Consider the following 13,394-nt stretch of genomic DNA (forward strand, 5'->3'; position numbering starts at 1 on the left):
ACAGGCGATGTCAGCCATCCGGCCATCGCAGGGCTGCCAGCGGCAGCGTAACGATCCTTCATGGAGTCGCTCATGAACCGTATCAAGACCGAAGGGCAACAGCCCGCTGCGCCCGATCCGCATCTTTATAACGAGGATCTGGCGCCGGCCAGACAGGACTGGAACGCCTATAACATTTTCGCCTTCTGGATGGCCGATATTCACAGTGTCGGGGGCTATGTACTGGCAGCCAGCCTGTTCGGTCTCGGGCTGATGGGGTGGCAGGTACTGATTTCGCTGCTGGTCGGCATCTTGGTGGTGCAGATATTTGCCAACGCCGTGGCGCGGCCCAGCCAGCGCACGGGCGTGCCCTTTCCGGTGATCTGTCGCATGGCGTTTGGCACAAAAGGGGCCAACGTGCCGGCGGTGATTCGCGGTTTGATCGCCGTGGTGTGGTACGGCATCCAGACCTGGCTTGCCTCCAACGCGCTGCTGCTGGTACTGCTGCGCTGGTTCCCGGGGCTCGAATCCTGGACCAAGGTGAGCTTTGTGGGTCTTTCGGCGCTGGGCTGGCTGTGCTTTGCGCTGATGTGGGTGCTCCAGGCGCTGGTCTTCTGGCGTGGCATGGACACCATCCGCCGCTTCAACGACTGGGCCGGGCCGCTGGTCTACGCCGTCATGTTTGCGCTCGCCGGCTGGATCGTCTGGCAGGCCGGTCCCGAGAACATCAGCCTGTCGCTGTCGAGTCAGACCCTGACCGGGGGCGAGGCGCTGTGGCAGATGGTGATCGCCGCCGTACTGGTCGCCAGTTACTTCGCCGGCCCCACACTGAATTTTGGTGACTTCTCGCGCTACTGCGCCACTGAAAAGGCTGTGCGTCGTGGCAACTTCTGGGGCTTGCCGGTCAACTTCCTGGTGTTTTCCATCATCACCGTGGTGGTGGTTTCGGGCACGCCGCAGATCTTTGGTGAGATGCTGACCGATCCGATCGAGACCGTGGCCAGAATCGACAGCGTCACCGCCGCCGTACTGGGCGTGTTTGCGTTTGTCGCCGCGACCATCGGCATCAATATCGTGGCCAACTTCGTGGCGCCGGCGTTTGATTTCTCCCACGTCGCGCCCGAGAAAATCAGCTGGCGCATGGGCGGCATGATCGCTGCGGTTGGCTCGATCTTTCTCACGCCGTGGAATCTGTTCAATAACCCCGAGCTGATTCACTACACGGTGGGCGTACTGGCCGGTCTGATCGGGCCGCTCTACGGCATCATCCTGATGGATTTTTACAAGGTGCGCCGTCAGAAGATCGATCTTGATGCACTGTTCTCGTCCGACAATGGCAGTACCTACCACTATCAGCGCGGCGTCAATCCGGTGGCCCTGCGCTCTTTGATCATGGGTGGTCTGGTGAGTGTGCCGGTCAGTCTGGCGCCGCTGGGCGATATCAGCAGCTTTGCCGTCTTCTTCGGCGGTGGCGTGGCCGCACTCGCCCATGGCTGGCAGTCCGGCCTCTGGCGTCGTGGCGCAGCCGGCAAGCCGGTGACGTCACGCCCCTGAGCCTGACCTGATTGATTAAGGGCCCTGAGTGTTCTGCAACACTCAGGGCCCCTTTTTTATACACCGAGCTCAAGGGTGGGCGATGTGATGGTGCCGATCGCCGCCCTGGCTGCTAATGGCCTTAGCCACTGTCAGGCCCGAAGGTCTGCGGCAGATAGAGGATCAGGTCGGGGAAGAAAATCAGCAGCACAATGACGCCCAGCATCACCAGCAGATAAAGCATGGTCGTGCCGAGTGCCTGCAGCAGCGGGATACCGCCGATGCGCGCCGAGATCATCAGACACAGGCCGTAGGGCGGCGTGATCAGGCCAAGGCCCAGCGCCATGACGCTGATGACGCCGAACTGCAGCGGATCGATCCCTGCCTGGGCGGCCAGCGGCTGAAAGATGGGCGCCAGAATGGCCATCGCCGGCAGCGAGTCCATGAAGGTGCCCACCAGCAGCATTACCAGCGTGATCACGACCAGCAGGACGGTCGGGTCGGTGATCTCTACACCGGCCATCAGATGCGGGGGGATGCGGTAAAAACTGATCAGATAACCAAAGATGGCCGCGCCCACCAGACTGAACAGCGACAGCGAGCAGAGCCTGACGGTATCGGTTGAGGCATCCAGCACGCTTTTGAAGGTCAGCTCGCGATAGACCAGAAAGCCCAGTACCAGCGCATAGAGCACGGCCATGACCGCCGCCTCGGTGGGCGTGACAATCCCGAGCGTGATCCCGCCGATGATCAGTACCGGAATGCCGGCTGCCAGCAGGCCATCCTTGCCGGAGTGCAGGATCTCTCTGAGCGTGGCGCGCTTGCGGGTGGGCACATCATAGCGGCGCACATAGCCCATGTTCATCAGAAGCTGGGTGGCGGCGATCATGATTCCCGGGATGATGCCGCCCAGAAAGAGCCCGGCAATCGAGGTGCTGGTCAGCGCGCCCCAGACGATCATGTTGATCGACGGCGGAATGATGATGCCCATGACCGAAGAGGCCGCCGTCACCGCCACGCTGAAATGCGCGGGGTAGCCTTCCTTTTTCATGGCCGGAATCAGCACCGTACCGATGCCGGCGCTGTCGGCGGTCGAGGAGCCCGATACGCCGGCAAACAGCATGCTGACCAGCACGTTGACGTGGGCAAGCGCCCCTTTCACATGGCCGACCAGGTTGAGACACAGTGTGATCAGGCGGTCGGTAATGCGCGCAGCGTTCATCAGATTGCCGGCCAGCAGAAACAGCGGCACCGCCAGCAGCACGAACGAGTCCATGCCGTAATACATGCGCTGAAACATGACCCAGGGTGCCAGTCGCGGGTCGAGCACGATGATGCCAAACGAGGTCAGCACCAGCGCCATCGCAATGGGCACGCCCAGTATGATCAGCACGCCCAGCAGGACGAACAGAAGCCATGGCAGCACAAAAAGCCAGTCGGCCGTCATCATGAGCGTGTCTCCTGTTGGGACTGATTCGTTGAAGGGGTATCGATTTTATTGGTGGGGGGTGCCGTCTCCTCGATATCGGAGGGGGTGTCGAGTTCACGTTCCATGGCATCAAACCCCTGGGTGGCGCCCAGCAGCAGGCGCTGCAGACTGAACAGCACGATCAAAATGCCGCAGACCAGAAACGCCGAGTAGGTCACCACCATGGGCAGCTGCGAGGCGCTGGCGATGCGATTGAAACCAGAGGCGGCGAACGTCTGGCCGAAAACGATGAAGATGACGCCGACGCTCAGGCAGGCCAGGTCGCGCAGTACCCGGGTGAATCGGCCCATGGCGCTCTTGCGGGCAAAGGCCTCAAGCACGAAGTGATCGGCGTGCAGCACGCCCAGCGCCGTCCCCAGCATGATCATCCACTGAAAGGCGAAGCGGCTGAGCTCCTCGGTGGCATAGGCCGCCGGCAGCATGGGGAGGTTGCGGCTGGCGATCTGATAGATGATCAGCAGGATAAAGGCGGCCAGCAGCATCAGCAGCACGGCATTAAGCACTCGTTCCAGAGCGCGGTTGAATCGGCCCAGGGCCGTAATGATTCCCATGGCGCGGCTCCTCAGTCGGTGTTGACGATCAGTTCATAAAGATCGCGCAGGCCCATCTCGTCGATTACCCGGCCCAGCGGTTCGGCGACCATGGCCTGCATGCGCTTGCGATCCATCGGGTAGAAGGTCGCGCCTTCCTCCTTGAGCTTTTCCCGTGATTCCCGGTCCAGACGAATCTGCAGGTCGCGGGCGAACTGCTCACTCTCATCGGCGGCGGCCTGCACTTCGCGCTGCTCCTCGGGTGACAGTGACTGCCAGGTCTGGGATGAGACGGTTAAAAGCCGCACGGTAATGTCATGCTCGGAAAGGCCGATATGGGGCGCCACTTCGTGAAAGCGCATGCGGTAGATCCACTCTGCCTCGTTGAGCAGCCCATCAATGGCCCCCAGCTGCAGGCCGGTATAGATCTCTCGATAGGCCATGACCGTGGGTCGTGTGCCCAGTGCCGACCAAGCCGTGATGACTGGTTTGGTCGGATTGGTCCGAAGCTTCATGCCCTTGAGATCATCCAGGCTTTTCAGCGGCCGCGTGCTGACGATCTGGCGGGTACTGCCGCCGTAGTAGGCCAGCACCTTCACGCCGGTTTCATCTTCGATACGCTGGGCGATCTCCTGGCCGGGCCTGCCATCCAGCACGTGCTCCCAGTGATTGATGTCGCGATAGAGAAACGGGATCGAAAAGATGCTGGCGGTATGGGAAAACTCCGAGATCAGCCCCGGATTGACGATCGAGAAATCCAGCGCGCCGGCGGTCTGCTGTTCGAACATCTCGGTTTCATGGCCCAGCACCGAATTGCTATAGATGCTGACGCTCAGCGCGCCGTGGCTCTTTTGTTTTAAAAGCTCGCCAAAGCGTTCGGCACTGGCGTGATAGGCCGTTTCTTCGGTTGCGCCGTGACCAAAGATCAGCTCACGGGCGCTGACCCGGGAAGGGGACAGCACTGACAGTCCCAGAAACGCGAGCGCCAGCAGCAAGGGAAGGCTGCGGCGCAGGGCAGATAGATGAGACGTCATGACGACTCCTGTAGGCGGTAAAGGGAGGGGTCGGCGCTGGCGCGAATCCTCAGGGACGTGTCCAGCACGATGCGCCGTGGCGCGCTGTCGGGGGCAGCAATACAGGCCAGGGCCAGCTCGGCGGCGGCCTGCCCGATGGCGTGGGGGTGTGTGGCCAGGCTGCACAGTGCCGGCTCGCTCAGCGCCGCTTCATCGCTGTCATCAATGCCGATGACCGCGCAGTCAACGCCCGGCGTCAGGTTTAACCGCGCCAGCGCCAGCAGGGCGCCCAGAGCCATCAGGTCGTTGTGGCAGATCAGGGCCGTGGGCGGGGAGGTCTCGCGCATGATCTCAAGCGTGCGCTCAAGCCCCGCGCAACGGGTGAGTTCATTGCGTCCGGTACGAATGTCGGGGGCAAGACCGGCCTCATGCATGGCGTGTTGATAGCCTGCGATGCGCTCACGATCTGACGAGCTGTGCCCGGCGCCGGTCAGCAGGGCGATGCGGTGATGGCCCTGATCGACCAGGTGGGCCACGGCGCGGCCAAGGCCGGTGCGAATATCGGCGCCCACGTAGTGGCCGCGGGGCATTTCACCCACGTGGCGCATCACTTCGATGCAGGGCAGCCCCCAGGTGTTGATGGTGTTGATCAGGGCGTCCGGCGTGTTTTCTGCAGGGCAGAGCAGCAGGGCATCGATGCGCTGCTCGCGCAGACGCTGGACCAACCGCTGCTGGCGTGCCGGGCTGTCTCCGGTGCCGGCCAGAAAGGAGACGTAGTCGGCGTTTTGCAGGGTCTCGTCGATCCCGGCCACCATGGCGCCGAAAAAGGGGTTGGCAATGTCGTGCACCACCACGCCGATGGTGGCGGTGCGGGCGCTGCGCAAGGTGGCCGCGCCGCGGTTGTAGACGTAGCCAAGAGCCCTGGCGGCGGCCATGACCCGCTCGCGGGTGTGTCTGGCGACCAGCGGACTCTCCTGCAGGACCAGCGAGACGGTCGAGCGCGAGACGCCGGCATGCGCGGCCAGATCCTTGAGGGTGACGTGTTTTCCTGACTGAGGCATGCCGATAACCTGTCATTGAAGCGTTTTGGATCGATCCAAATGCGACTGACAGGCTAGCGCTGCATCAGGGGCTGCGCCTATTGCGCTTTAGTGCTACGTCGAACGTCCAGGACCTGACGGCGCGGCGCCGGCGGTAAACGCCACGCGGGCCAGCGTGCCACCGCAGGCTCCTTCATGCAGGGAAATATCGGCCCCCAGTGCCGTACAGATCTGGCGAGCGATCGCCAGACCCAGTCCGGTGCCACTAATGGCGCGATCGGCGTCCTCGGCCGGCTGCGCAGTTTGCCGGGCGCGATAAAAACGCTCGAATACCCGCTCGCGTTCGCTTTCCGGGATGCCCGGGCCGTCGTCCTCAACCTCGATGACGGCTTCAGGTAGTACGCGCACGGTGATATGGCCCCCGGCGGGGGTATAGGCCTGGGCGTTGCCGATCACGATCGCCAGCAGCTCATTGATCAAGGCGCTGTCCGCGGGCACCCGGACCGGCGCGTCTGCCTCGAGGGCCAGGGTCAGCCCGCGCTGCCAGGCCAGCGACACCATGCTCATGCAGAACTCCCGTGCCGTCTCGCTGAGATCCAGCAGGCCCAGGTCGCGCCTTCGAATATCGTTTTCTACCCGGGCCAGCGACAGCAGACGATTGGCCAACAGCGTCAGCGCTTCAAGGTCGCGCTGGGCGCTTTCCAGCGTGGTTCTCAGCGCGTCGGTGTCATGGGCCTGCATACCCAGCTCCAGCCGAGCCCGCAGGGCAAACAGCGGGGTGCGAAGCTCGTGGGCAGCGTCGGCCACAAAGGCGCGCTGGGCATGCAGGGTGTCATCCAGGCGCGCGGTCATGTGGTTGATGGCCTCGATCAGGCCGCGCACCTCGCGCTGCACGTTCTCGGTCGGCAGCGGCTCGAGATTGTCCGGCGAGCGGCTGGCGACCATGTCGGTGATGCGCCCCAGCGGTCGCAGGGCGGCATCGATGGCCAGCAAAAAGAGAATGAAGGCACCGATGGCAAACAGCGTCAGCCGCATCAGCGAATCCCCCAGCAGGTCGTGCATCAGCTGAAGGTGAATGTCGCGATGCTCGGCGACCCGAATCTCGACCATGCCCTGATAGCCCGGCTGGCTGACCGGTACCAGCAGCGACACCACCCGCACGTCGCGCCCGCCGTAGGTAGCGTCATAAAAACGCGCCAGCGAGGGGTAACGGGTGGTCATGGTGCTGGAAGCGGGCGGGGAAGGCAGGTCTTCAAAACCTGCAATTGACCCCTGTTCGGCCGTGATGACCTGGTAAAAGGCGCTGCCGCCGCTGTCGAGGGAAAACGGGTCGAGCACGGCGCGCGAGATGCGCACCTGCACCTGCCCGTCCTGAACGGTGAGCGAGTCGCCCAGCACGCGGGCGGCAATCAAAAGCGGGCGGTCATAGGCGCTGCTGGCCACCCGCCAGGCATCCAGCCAGGCCCCCAGCACCCCGATGCCAATCAACAACAGAAGTGCGGCGCCGATGCGCCGGGTCAGGCGCCCGCGCAGGCTGCGTGGCGATAGACTGGCCCTCATGACAGGGCAGTGGGGGCATCCCCCGGTAAAGCTTCAAGCTGATAGCCCAGCCCGCGAAAGGTCACGATGCGCACGTCGCTGCCTTCCAGCTTTCGCCGCAGCCGCGAGATATAGACCTCAATGGCTTCAAACGAGCTGTCTTCTTCCATCGAGAACATCTGGGCGGCCAGATGTTCCTTGCTGACCGTACGCCCGACGCGGGCCATCAGCGCTTCCAGCAGGGCCAGTTCACGCGGCGGCAGCGTCAGCGGCTGTTCCATCAGGGTGAAACTGCGGGCACTGATATCAAAGGCCAGCGCGCCGCAGCGGTGAATCTGCTGGCCGTCATGGCGGGTGCGGCGAATCAGGGCGTTGATGCGTGCCTGCAGTTCGAACAGCGAGAAGGGCTTGATCAGGTAGTCGTCGGCGCCGAGGTTAAGCCCCTTGACGCGGTCGTTGATGCTGCCCCGGGCGGTCAGAAGCATCACCGGCAGACGCGTGTCGCGTTTTCGAAGCCAGCTCAGCAGGGCAAAGCCGTCCATCTCCGGCAGGCCGATATCCAAAAGCAGCAGGGCGTAGCTTTCGGTTTCAAGGGCCGTACGTGCCGACACCCCATCATGCATGACGTCCACTCGCCAGCCGGCCTCTTCCAGCGAGCAGCGAATACTGTCTGCCAGCGAAGGGTGATCTTCGACCAATAGCGTACGCATTGCTGCTCCCGTGAAAGGTTGTTGAAAGCCTGCCGGGCTATCGTGCCAGCAAGCGAAGTCCGGGCTCATTGACGTCGTGCAGAACGTGGTGCATTGGCGCCATGTGGTGTCTGCCGGTGCGGACAGTATGCACGCCCCCGGCGACCAGTGCAGCGGCAATCCCGCGCCGTCCGGTTCGTCAGCGTCTGATGACTTCGCATGCGACATAACAGACATAACAACCGCGCCGGGCGCGTTTCCGGACAGACGTGAGGAACAGGCAACATGACAATGACACGACGCAGTTTCGGCAAGGGGCGCATGGCGGCGCTGGCCCTTATGGGCGCATTGAGCCTGGGCGCAAGTCTTCAGGCCATGGCTGCAGAAGAACCCAAACGGCCCGAATGTATCGCTCCTGCTGCCCCCGGCGGCGGCTTTGACCTGACCTGCAAACTGGCCCAGAGCGCGCTGGTCCAGGAGGGCATTCTATCCTCACCGATGCGCGTGACCTATATGCCCGGCGGCGTCGGTGCGGTGGCCTATAACACGGTAGTGGCCCAGCGCCCCTCAGATGAAAACACCATCGTTGCCTGGTCCAGCGGCTCGCTTTTGAATCTGGCCCAGGGCAAGTTTGGCCGCTTTGATGAAAGCGCCGTGCGCTGGCTGGCCGGTGTCGGCACCAGCTATGGCGCGGTCGCCGTACGTGCCGACTCTCCCTACAAAAACCTTGATGATCTGGTGAAGGCGCTGAAAAAGGACCCCAGCAAGGTCGTGATCGGGGCCGGTGGTTCGGTCGGAGGTCAGGACTGGATGCAGACCGCTCTGCTGGCCAGGGCCGCTGGTATTGACCCGAAAAAGATGCGCTATGTGGCCATGGAAGGCGGCGGTGAGCTGGCGACTTCTCTGCTGGGCGGTCACATCCAGGTCGCCAGTACTGATATCGCCGACTCCGTGCCGCACGTGCAAAGCGGTGACATGCGCATTCTGGCCGTGTTCTCCGAAGAGCGTCTGCCGGGTGATGTGACCGGTGATATTCCCACGGCGGTCGAGCAGGGCTATGACGTGCAGTGGCCGGTCATCCGCGGTTTCTATGTGGGTCCGAAGGTCAGCGATGAAGCCTACAACTGGTGGAAGGATGCCTTCGACAAGCTGCTGGCCTCCGATGACTTCGCCAAACTGCGTGAAAGCCGTGAACTTTATCCCTTCGCGATGACCGGTGATGAGCTCAACGCCTACGTTGAAAAGCGGGTTGGCGAGTACCGTGAGCTGGCCGATCAGTTCGGTCTGGTCAAGTAAATTCGACAGCAACGCAGGTGCCCCGTTGGGGCATCTGCGTTTGTCGTGGGTCCGGAGCCTTCCATGATCTATCAACGCATTTTTTTGACGGCACTGCTGGTGGTCTATGCGGTGCTGGCCTATGCCGCCACTACCTATGAAGCGGCCTTTTCCTATGAGCCGGTCGGGCCGCGCGCCTTCCCGCTGCTGCTGTTGATTTTGCTGGCGGCCGGCACGGTCTATCTGATCATCCGACCCGGTCAGATGGCTGAAGAAAACGCTGACACCCCACTGACCGGTCACGTGCTGGGCCGACTGGTGCTGTGTGTGCTGGCGCTGTCGCTGTTCGCCTTTTTCTTTGAAACGCTCGGCTTTGTGGTCTCGGCCTTTTTCTTCGCCATTGCCATGTGCCGGCTCTACAACGGGCGCTGGGTCTCCAGTGTCATTACCGCCGCTGTCATGGCGCTTGGTTTTTACGGTCTGTTTGACAGGCTGCTCGATGTACCCCTGCCGCTGGGCGTGCTGTCAGGACTGGGAGTCTGAACCATGGAAACACTGGGATATCTGGGCCAGGGCTTTGGCGTGGCGACCACGCCGCTGAACCTGTTTACGGCCCTGTGCGGCACGCTGATTGGCACCGTGGTGGGCCTGCTGCCAGGACTTGGGCCGATCAACGGCGTGGCGCTTCTGATTCCGATCGCCTTCGCGCTCGGGCTGCCGCCGGAGACCTCGCTGATTCTGCTGGCGGCGGTCTATCTGGGCTGTGAGTACGGCGGGCGTATCTCATCGATTCTTTTAAACATTCCGGGTGAGGCCTCGGCGGTCATGACCGCGCTGGATGGTCATCCACTGGCACGCCAGGGCAAGGGCGGCATTGCGCTGTCCATCTCGGCGGCCGGTTCCTTTACGGGCGGTCTGATTGCCACCATCGGCGTGACCATCTTTGCTCCGCTGCTGGCGAAGTGGGCGGTGGCCTTTGGTCCGGCCGAATACTTCGTGATGATGGTGTTTGCCATTACCTGTCTGGCGGGTATGGCCGGCAACAAGCCGATGAAAACGGCCGTAGCCTCGCTGATCGGACTATTGCTGGCCTGCGTCGGCATTGATGCCAACAGCGGCGTCTACCGTTTCACCTTCGATGCTCTGGGGCTGGCCGACGGCATTCAGTTTGTGGTGCTGGTGCTGGGCCTTTTCAGTATCAGCGAGATTCTGGTGCTGCTGGAGCGCACCTACTATGGACAGACTGCGCTCAAGACCAGCGGTCGCATGATGTTCAACGCCAAAGAAGCCATGCTGGTCAAGTGGACGGTACTGCGCAGCGGCGTGGTGGGCTTTTTCATGGGCATTCTGCCGGGCGCCGGGGCGACCATGGCCAGTGCGGTGGCCTACATGAGCGAAAAGCGCATGGCCACGAAGGACAACCGCTTCGGCGATGGGGATCTGCGTGGTCTGGCAGCCCCTGAAACCGCCAACAGCGCTGCGGCCTGCGGCTCGATGGTGCCGATGCTGACCCTGGGCGTGCCGGGCTCGGGCACCACGGCGGTCATGCTGGGCGCGCTGACCCTTTACAACATCACCCCCGGGCCGATGCTGTTTCAGACCGACCCGCAGCTGGTCTGGGGCCTGATCGCCTCTTTGTTTATTGCCAACGTGATGCTGGTGGTGATGAACATACCGTTGATTCGCGTGTTTACCAAGATTCTGGCCGTGCCCTACTGGGCGCTGGTACCGGGCATTGCGATTGTCACGGCCATCGGGGTGTACGGGGTTCATGCCACGACCTTCGATCTTTTCCTGATGATCGTGATTGGTGTGGTGGGCTACATTCTGCGCAAGTTCGATTTTCCGCTCTCGGCGGTGCTGCTGGGCTTTATTCTGGGCGGCATCATGGAGCAGAACCTGCGTCGGGCGCTGTCGATCTCCAACGGCGAGCTGTCGATTCTGTGGTCGAGCCCGATCACCTGGGGCGGCTGGGCGCTGGTGGTACTGATGCTGGTACTGCCGATGTATCGCGGCTGGCGTCAGCGCCGTGCTCGGGTGCCTGCCAATCCCTGAGTATTGTCTGTGACAATGAAAAGGCCCGCCATTGGCGGGCCTTTTTTGATGCCGGGTTGTTGTCTGTTGCGATATGAGCCGGCGGCTTAGATCAGCGCGCGCCGGAGCCGGTAAAAATGGTGCGAATGGTACGGATCACGACCAGCAGGTCCATCCAGAACGAGAAGTTGCGGATGTAATAGAAGTCGTACTCTAGCTTGATTCGTGAGCCCTCGACTTCCGAGGCATAACCCTGCTCAACCTGGGCCCACCCCGAAATGCCGGGGCGAACCGCATGGCGATAGCGAAAGAACGGGATATCGCGCTCATAGGCCTCGGTCAGCGCCGGGGTCTCGGGGCGCGGGCCGATCAGGCTCATCTCGCCCTTGAGCACGTTGAAAAGCTGCGGCAGTTCATCGATACGATATTTGCGCAGGTACCGGCCGACCTTCGTGATGCGCGGGTCATCACCTTCCTGAGTAGGGCGAACATCGTCAGGATTGACATACATGCTGCGCATTTTGTAGACGTCGAACTCTTCTCCCTGAAAGCCGGAACGTCGCTGGCGAAACAGGATCGGGCCCGGATCATCGCGTTTGATCATCATCGCGGCCACGGCCATGATCGGCAGGGCGGCCGGTAGCATCAAAAGTGCTGCAAGGATGTCCGCCAGTCGCTTGAAAAGCTCATAGCTGGTTCTGGGCATCAGCGAGCCGTAGCGATTGGCATGGATCTGATCGAGCCCGATACGGCCGGTACTGGCCTCGCCGAAGCGGCGTGCGTCATGGACCGGGATCCGTTTGATGGTGCAGTCGGCCAGAAAACGCTGCCACTCATCGTTCAGGTCGCAGGACAGGTCGATGATCACGCCATCCACTCTCAGGCTCTCCAGGTCGGGCCCTGACAGCCAGCGTTGATCGACATCCTGATGACCAAACCACTCCCTGATGTTGCCCAGCGGCACCAGCGCCATCTTGAGCCGACGATAGCGTCGCGTGACCCGGTAGCCTGTCCAGCCAAACAGCAGGGCGAGCCCGCCCGACATCAAAAGCTGTGTCAGATGGAAGGGAATGGCCATCAACTCCAGAACGACCAGTATCAACAGATAAACGGCCGTGACTACTGGAGCGACATAAGTGCAGGGGTCGGCACCCGGATGGCGGGAGAGTTGCTGCACAATGCGAAATGCCACCATCCAGGCGATGGCACTGGCCAGTACCGTGGTATTGGTACTGATGGCTGCAAGCGTGGACGTTGACCATGCTCGGCCCCACAGTGCTGGCAGCAGGGAGGTTAGCGTCAGTCCGAGAAGATAATGAACCCGAAAGCTCAAGAGGATCCGTTCATACCACAGTGAGTGGCGATGATTGCCACGTACCGGTCGCGTCGACATTTCCATGACCTGTCCCTGAAGATGTGTCTTTTGTTAATTAATAGTTTTTTAAAAAAACATCAGGCGGCTGCATGCCGTCAGGTGTGCCGGCGCAGGTCGCAGTATCTTATTCGGATGTGAAAAGTAATATCGTTTTATTTGGCAGGATTATCTATGCAATATTGTGCATCGATTAAAAGGATGAAATATCGGTTTACCGAGCCCATAAAGTTGTTTTCGCCTATCGGATTTGGCGTCTGAAAACCTTGATTCTGTCGATTGTTTATCAGATTTTTCTAACTTATGGGCGCATGTTTCATCCACTTTCTGCTTGTTCAAGGCATGCTGGAGCCCCGTACAATGGGCGTCATGGCTGATTTTTTGAGCTTTTTTGCATAATTACATTTCATTACGCCAAGTAGACCATAGGATAATCCCAACGACGGATAATGTAAGGCATGATGATTGTGTCGATTGTGTGACGAACACTGAATTTCGGGCAGCGTTTTATTGATTTCAATAAGCATCGGTGACTGACTTAGTGCGTTTTATCGTGAATCTTGAATATAAAGACAATAAGTTATTACTCGGTCCATAAGTAATAATAACTAACAAATGAAAAATGGATTGATCATCATCAGGAATCGTGATTATCGCTACCAGGGAGTAATACAATGGGAATTCTGATTGTTTATTTTGTTGTGACTGCGCTGGCTGTCCTTGCGATCTTCGCCTCCATGGGGGTTTCGGCAAAAAGCGGTCACTTCATGGAAGCTGTGGAAGAGGCTCATACAGGTAAGGTCGAAACGCCCTACCATGGTTACCAATAAACGCTCACGGTCATGCTGCCCTGAAGACGATAACACCCGGCCACGAGCCGGGTGTTGCGTTATTGGCAGCA

12 protein-coding genes are annotated in these 13,394 nt (G+C 60.8%); 5 read left to right on the forward strand and 7 right to left on the reverse strand.

The window, feature by feature from the left end; all coding sequences use genetic code 11:
- Nucleotides 1-72 precede the first annotated feature (72 nt).
- Complete coding sequence (locus tag KSP9073_RS03925; protein ID WP_108841608.1) at nucleotides 73-1,533, forward strand: NCS1 family nucleobase:cation symporter-1; 1,461 nt, start codon at nucleotides 73-75, stop codon at nucleotides 1,531-1,533.
- A 121-nt stretch (nucleotides 1,534-1,654) separates the two neighbouring features.
- On the opposite strand, the gene KSP9073_RS03930 is transcribed toward KSP9073_RS03925, so the two are convergent.
- The 6 genes from KSP9073_RS03930 to KSP9073_RS03955 form a co-directional block, all read right to left on the reverse strand.
- Nucleotides 1,655-2,962 carry a TRAP transporter large permease gene (locus KSP9073_RS03930; RefSeq protein WP_108841609.1) on the reverse strand — a complete coding sequence of 436 codons (1,308 nt, stop codon included), beginning with the start codon at nucleotides 2,960-2,962 and terminating at the stop codon, nucleotides 1,655-1,657.
- Nucleotides 2,959-3,552, reverse strand: a complete 594-nt coding sequence (locus KSP9073_RS03935; RefSeq protein WP_108841610.1) for a TRAP transporter small permease — start codon at nucleotides 3,550-3,552, stop codon at nucleotides 2,959-2,961. Before KSP9073_RS03935 ends, KSP9073_RS03930 begins: the two co-directional genes overlap by 4 nt.
- Before the next feature lie 11 nt (nucleotides 3,553-3,563).
- Nucleotides 3,564-4,565 (reverse strand): TRAP transporter substrate-binding protein, encoded by a 1,002-nt coding sequence (locus tag KSP9073_RS03940; RefSeq protein ID WP_108841611.1) that lies wholly within the window; start codon nucleotides 4,563-4,565, stop codon nucleotides 3,564-3,566.
- Nucleotides 4,562-5,605, reverse strand: a complete 1,044-nt coding sequence (locus KSP9073_RS03945) for a LacI family DNA-binding transcriptional regulator (RefSeq protein ID WP_108841612.1) — start codon at nucleotides 5,603-5,605, stop codon at nucleotides 4,562-4,564. The genes KSP9073_RS03940 and KSP9073_RS03945 overlap by 4 nt, the downstream gene beginning before the upstream one ends.
- Nucleotides 5,606-5,698: 93 nt before the next feature.
- The gene (locus KSP9073_RS03950) at nucleotides 5,699-7,144 is read right to left on the reverse strand and encodes a sensor histidine kinase (protein WP_108841613.1); all 1,446 of its coding nucleotides are present in this window, start codon (nucleotides 7,142-7,144) and stop codon (nucleotides 5,699-5,701) included.
- Nucleotides 7,141-7,833 carry a response regulator gene (locus KSP9073_RS03955; RefSeq protein WP_108841614.1) on the reverse strand — a complete coding sequence of 231 codons (693 nt, stop codon included), beginning with the start codon at nucleotides 7,831-7,833 and terminating at the stop codon, nucleotides 7,141-7,143. Before KSP9073_RS03955 ends, KSP9073_RS03950 begins: the two co-directional genes overlap by 4 nt.
- A 264-nt stretch (nucleotides 7,834-8,097) precedes the next feature.
- Here KSP9073_RS03955 and KSP9073_RS03960 point away from each other — a divergent pair, with 264 nt between their 5' ends.
- The 3 genes from KSP9073_RS03960 to KSP9073_RS03970 all read left to right on the forward strand — a co-directional run bounded on the left by KSP9073_RS03960 (nucleotide 8,098) and on the right by KSP9073_RS03970 (nucleotide 11,142).
- The gene (locus KSP9073_RS03960; RefSeq protein WP_243409104.1) at nucleotides 8,098-9,108 is read left to right on the forward strand and encodes a Bug family tripartite tricarboxylate transporter substrate binding protein; all 1,011 of its coding nucleotides are present in this window, start codon (nucleotides 8,098-8,100) and stop codon (nucleotides 9,106-9,108) included.
- Between the two features lie 63 nt (nucleotides 9,109-9,171).
- A complete protein-coding gene (locus KSP9073_RS03965; RefSeq protein ID WP_108841615.1) occupies nucleotides 9,172-9,630 on the forward strand; it encodes a tripartite tricarboxylate transporter TctB family protein in 459 nt (152 codons plus the stop codon).
- A gap of 3 nt (nucleotides 9,631-9,633) precedes the next feature.
- On the forward strand, nucleotides 9,634-11,142 hold the full coding sequence (locus KSP9073_RS03970) for a tripartite tricarboxylate transporter permease (protein WP_108841616.1): 1,509 nt from the start codon (nucleotides 9,634-9,636) through the stop codon (nucleotides 11,140-11,142).
- Between the two features lie 91 nt (nucleotides 11,143-11,233).
- Here the strand turns inward: KSP9073_RS03970 and KSP9073_RS03975 are convergent, their stop codons facing one another.
- On the reverse strand, nucleotides 11,234-12,520 hold the full coding sequence (locus KSP9073_RS03975; protein ID WP_108841617.1) for an exopolysaccharide biosynthesis polyprenyl glycosylphosphotransferase: 1,287 nt from the start codon (nucleotides 12,518-12,520) through the stop codon (nucleotides 11,234-11,236).
- Nucleotides 12,521-13,167: 647 nt separating this feature from the next.
- Here KSP9073_RS03975 and KSP9073_RS17585 point away from each other — a divergent pair.
- The gene (locus KSP9073_RS17585; protein ID WP_165814145.1) at nucleotides 13,168-13,323 is read left to right on the forward strand and encodes a hypothetical protein; all 156 of its coding nucleotides are present in this window, start codon (nucleotides 13,168-13,170) and stop codon (nucleotides 13,321-13,323) included.
- Nucleotides 13,324-13,394 lie beyond the last annotated feature (71 nt).

Origin of the sequence: Kushneria phyllosphaerae (genome assembly GCF_900312995.1) — a bacterium.
Lineage (GTDB): Bacteria > Pseudomonadota > Gammaproteobacteria > Pseudomonadales > Halomonadaceae > Kushneria > Kushneria phyllosphaerae.

Excerpts from the sequence above, each read along its gene's own strand:
- KSP9073_RS03970 (WP_108841616.1), top strand. The coding sequence starts at position 9,634 with ATGGAAACACTGGGATATCTGGGCCAGGGCTTTGGCGTGGCGACCACG.
- KSP9073_RS03925 (WP_108841608.1), top strand. The coding sequence starts at position 73 with ATGAACCGTATCAAGACCGAAGGGCAACAGCCCGCTGCGCCCGATCCG.
- KSP9073_RS17585 (WP_165814145.1), top strand. The coding sequence starts at position 13,168 with ATGGGAATTCTGATTGTTTATTTTGTTGTGACTGCGCTGGCTGTCCTT.
- KSP9073_RS03930 (WP_108841609.1), bottom strand. The coding sequence starts at position 2,962 with ATGATGACGGCCGACTGGCTTTTTGTGCTGCCATGGCTTCTGTTCGTC.
- KSP9073_RS03950 (WP_108841613.1), bottom strand. The coding sequence starts at position 7,144 with ATGAGGGCCAGTCTATCGCCACGCAGCCTGCGCGGGCGCCTGACCCGG.
- KSP9073_RS03935 (WP_108841610.1), bottom strand. The coding sequence starts at position 3,552 with ATGGGAATCATTACGGCCCTGGGCCGATTCAACCGCGCTCTGGAACGA.
- KSP9073_RS03975 (WP_108841617.1), bottom strand. The coding sequence starts at position 12,520 with ATGGAAATGTCGACGCGACCGGTACGTGGCAATCATCGCCACTCACTG.
- KSP9073_RS03940 (WP_108841611.1), bottom strand. The coding sequence starts at position 4,565 with ATGACGTCTCATCTATCTGCCCTGCGCCGCAGCCTTCCCTTGCTGCTG.
- KSP9073_RS03965 (WP_108841615.1), top strand. The coding sequence starts at position 9,172 with ATGATCTATCAACGCATTTTTTTGACGGCACTGCTGGTGGTCTATGCG.
- KSP9073_RS03960 (WP_243409104.1), top strand. The coding sequence starts at position 8,098 with ATGACAATGACACGACGCAGTTTCGGCAAGGGGCGCATGGCGGCGCTG.
- KSP9073_RS03945 (WP_108841612.1), bottom strand. The coding sequence starts at position 5,605 with ATGCCTCAGTCAGGAAAACACGTCACCCTCAAGGATCTGGCCGCGCAT.
- KSP9073_RS03955 (WP_108841614.1), bottom strand. The coding sequence starts at position 7,833 with ATGCGTACGCTATTGGTCGAAGATCACCCTTCGCTGGCAGACAGTATT.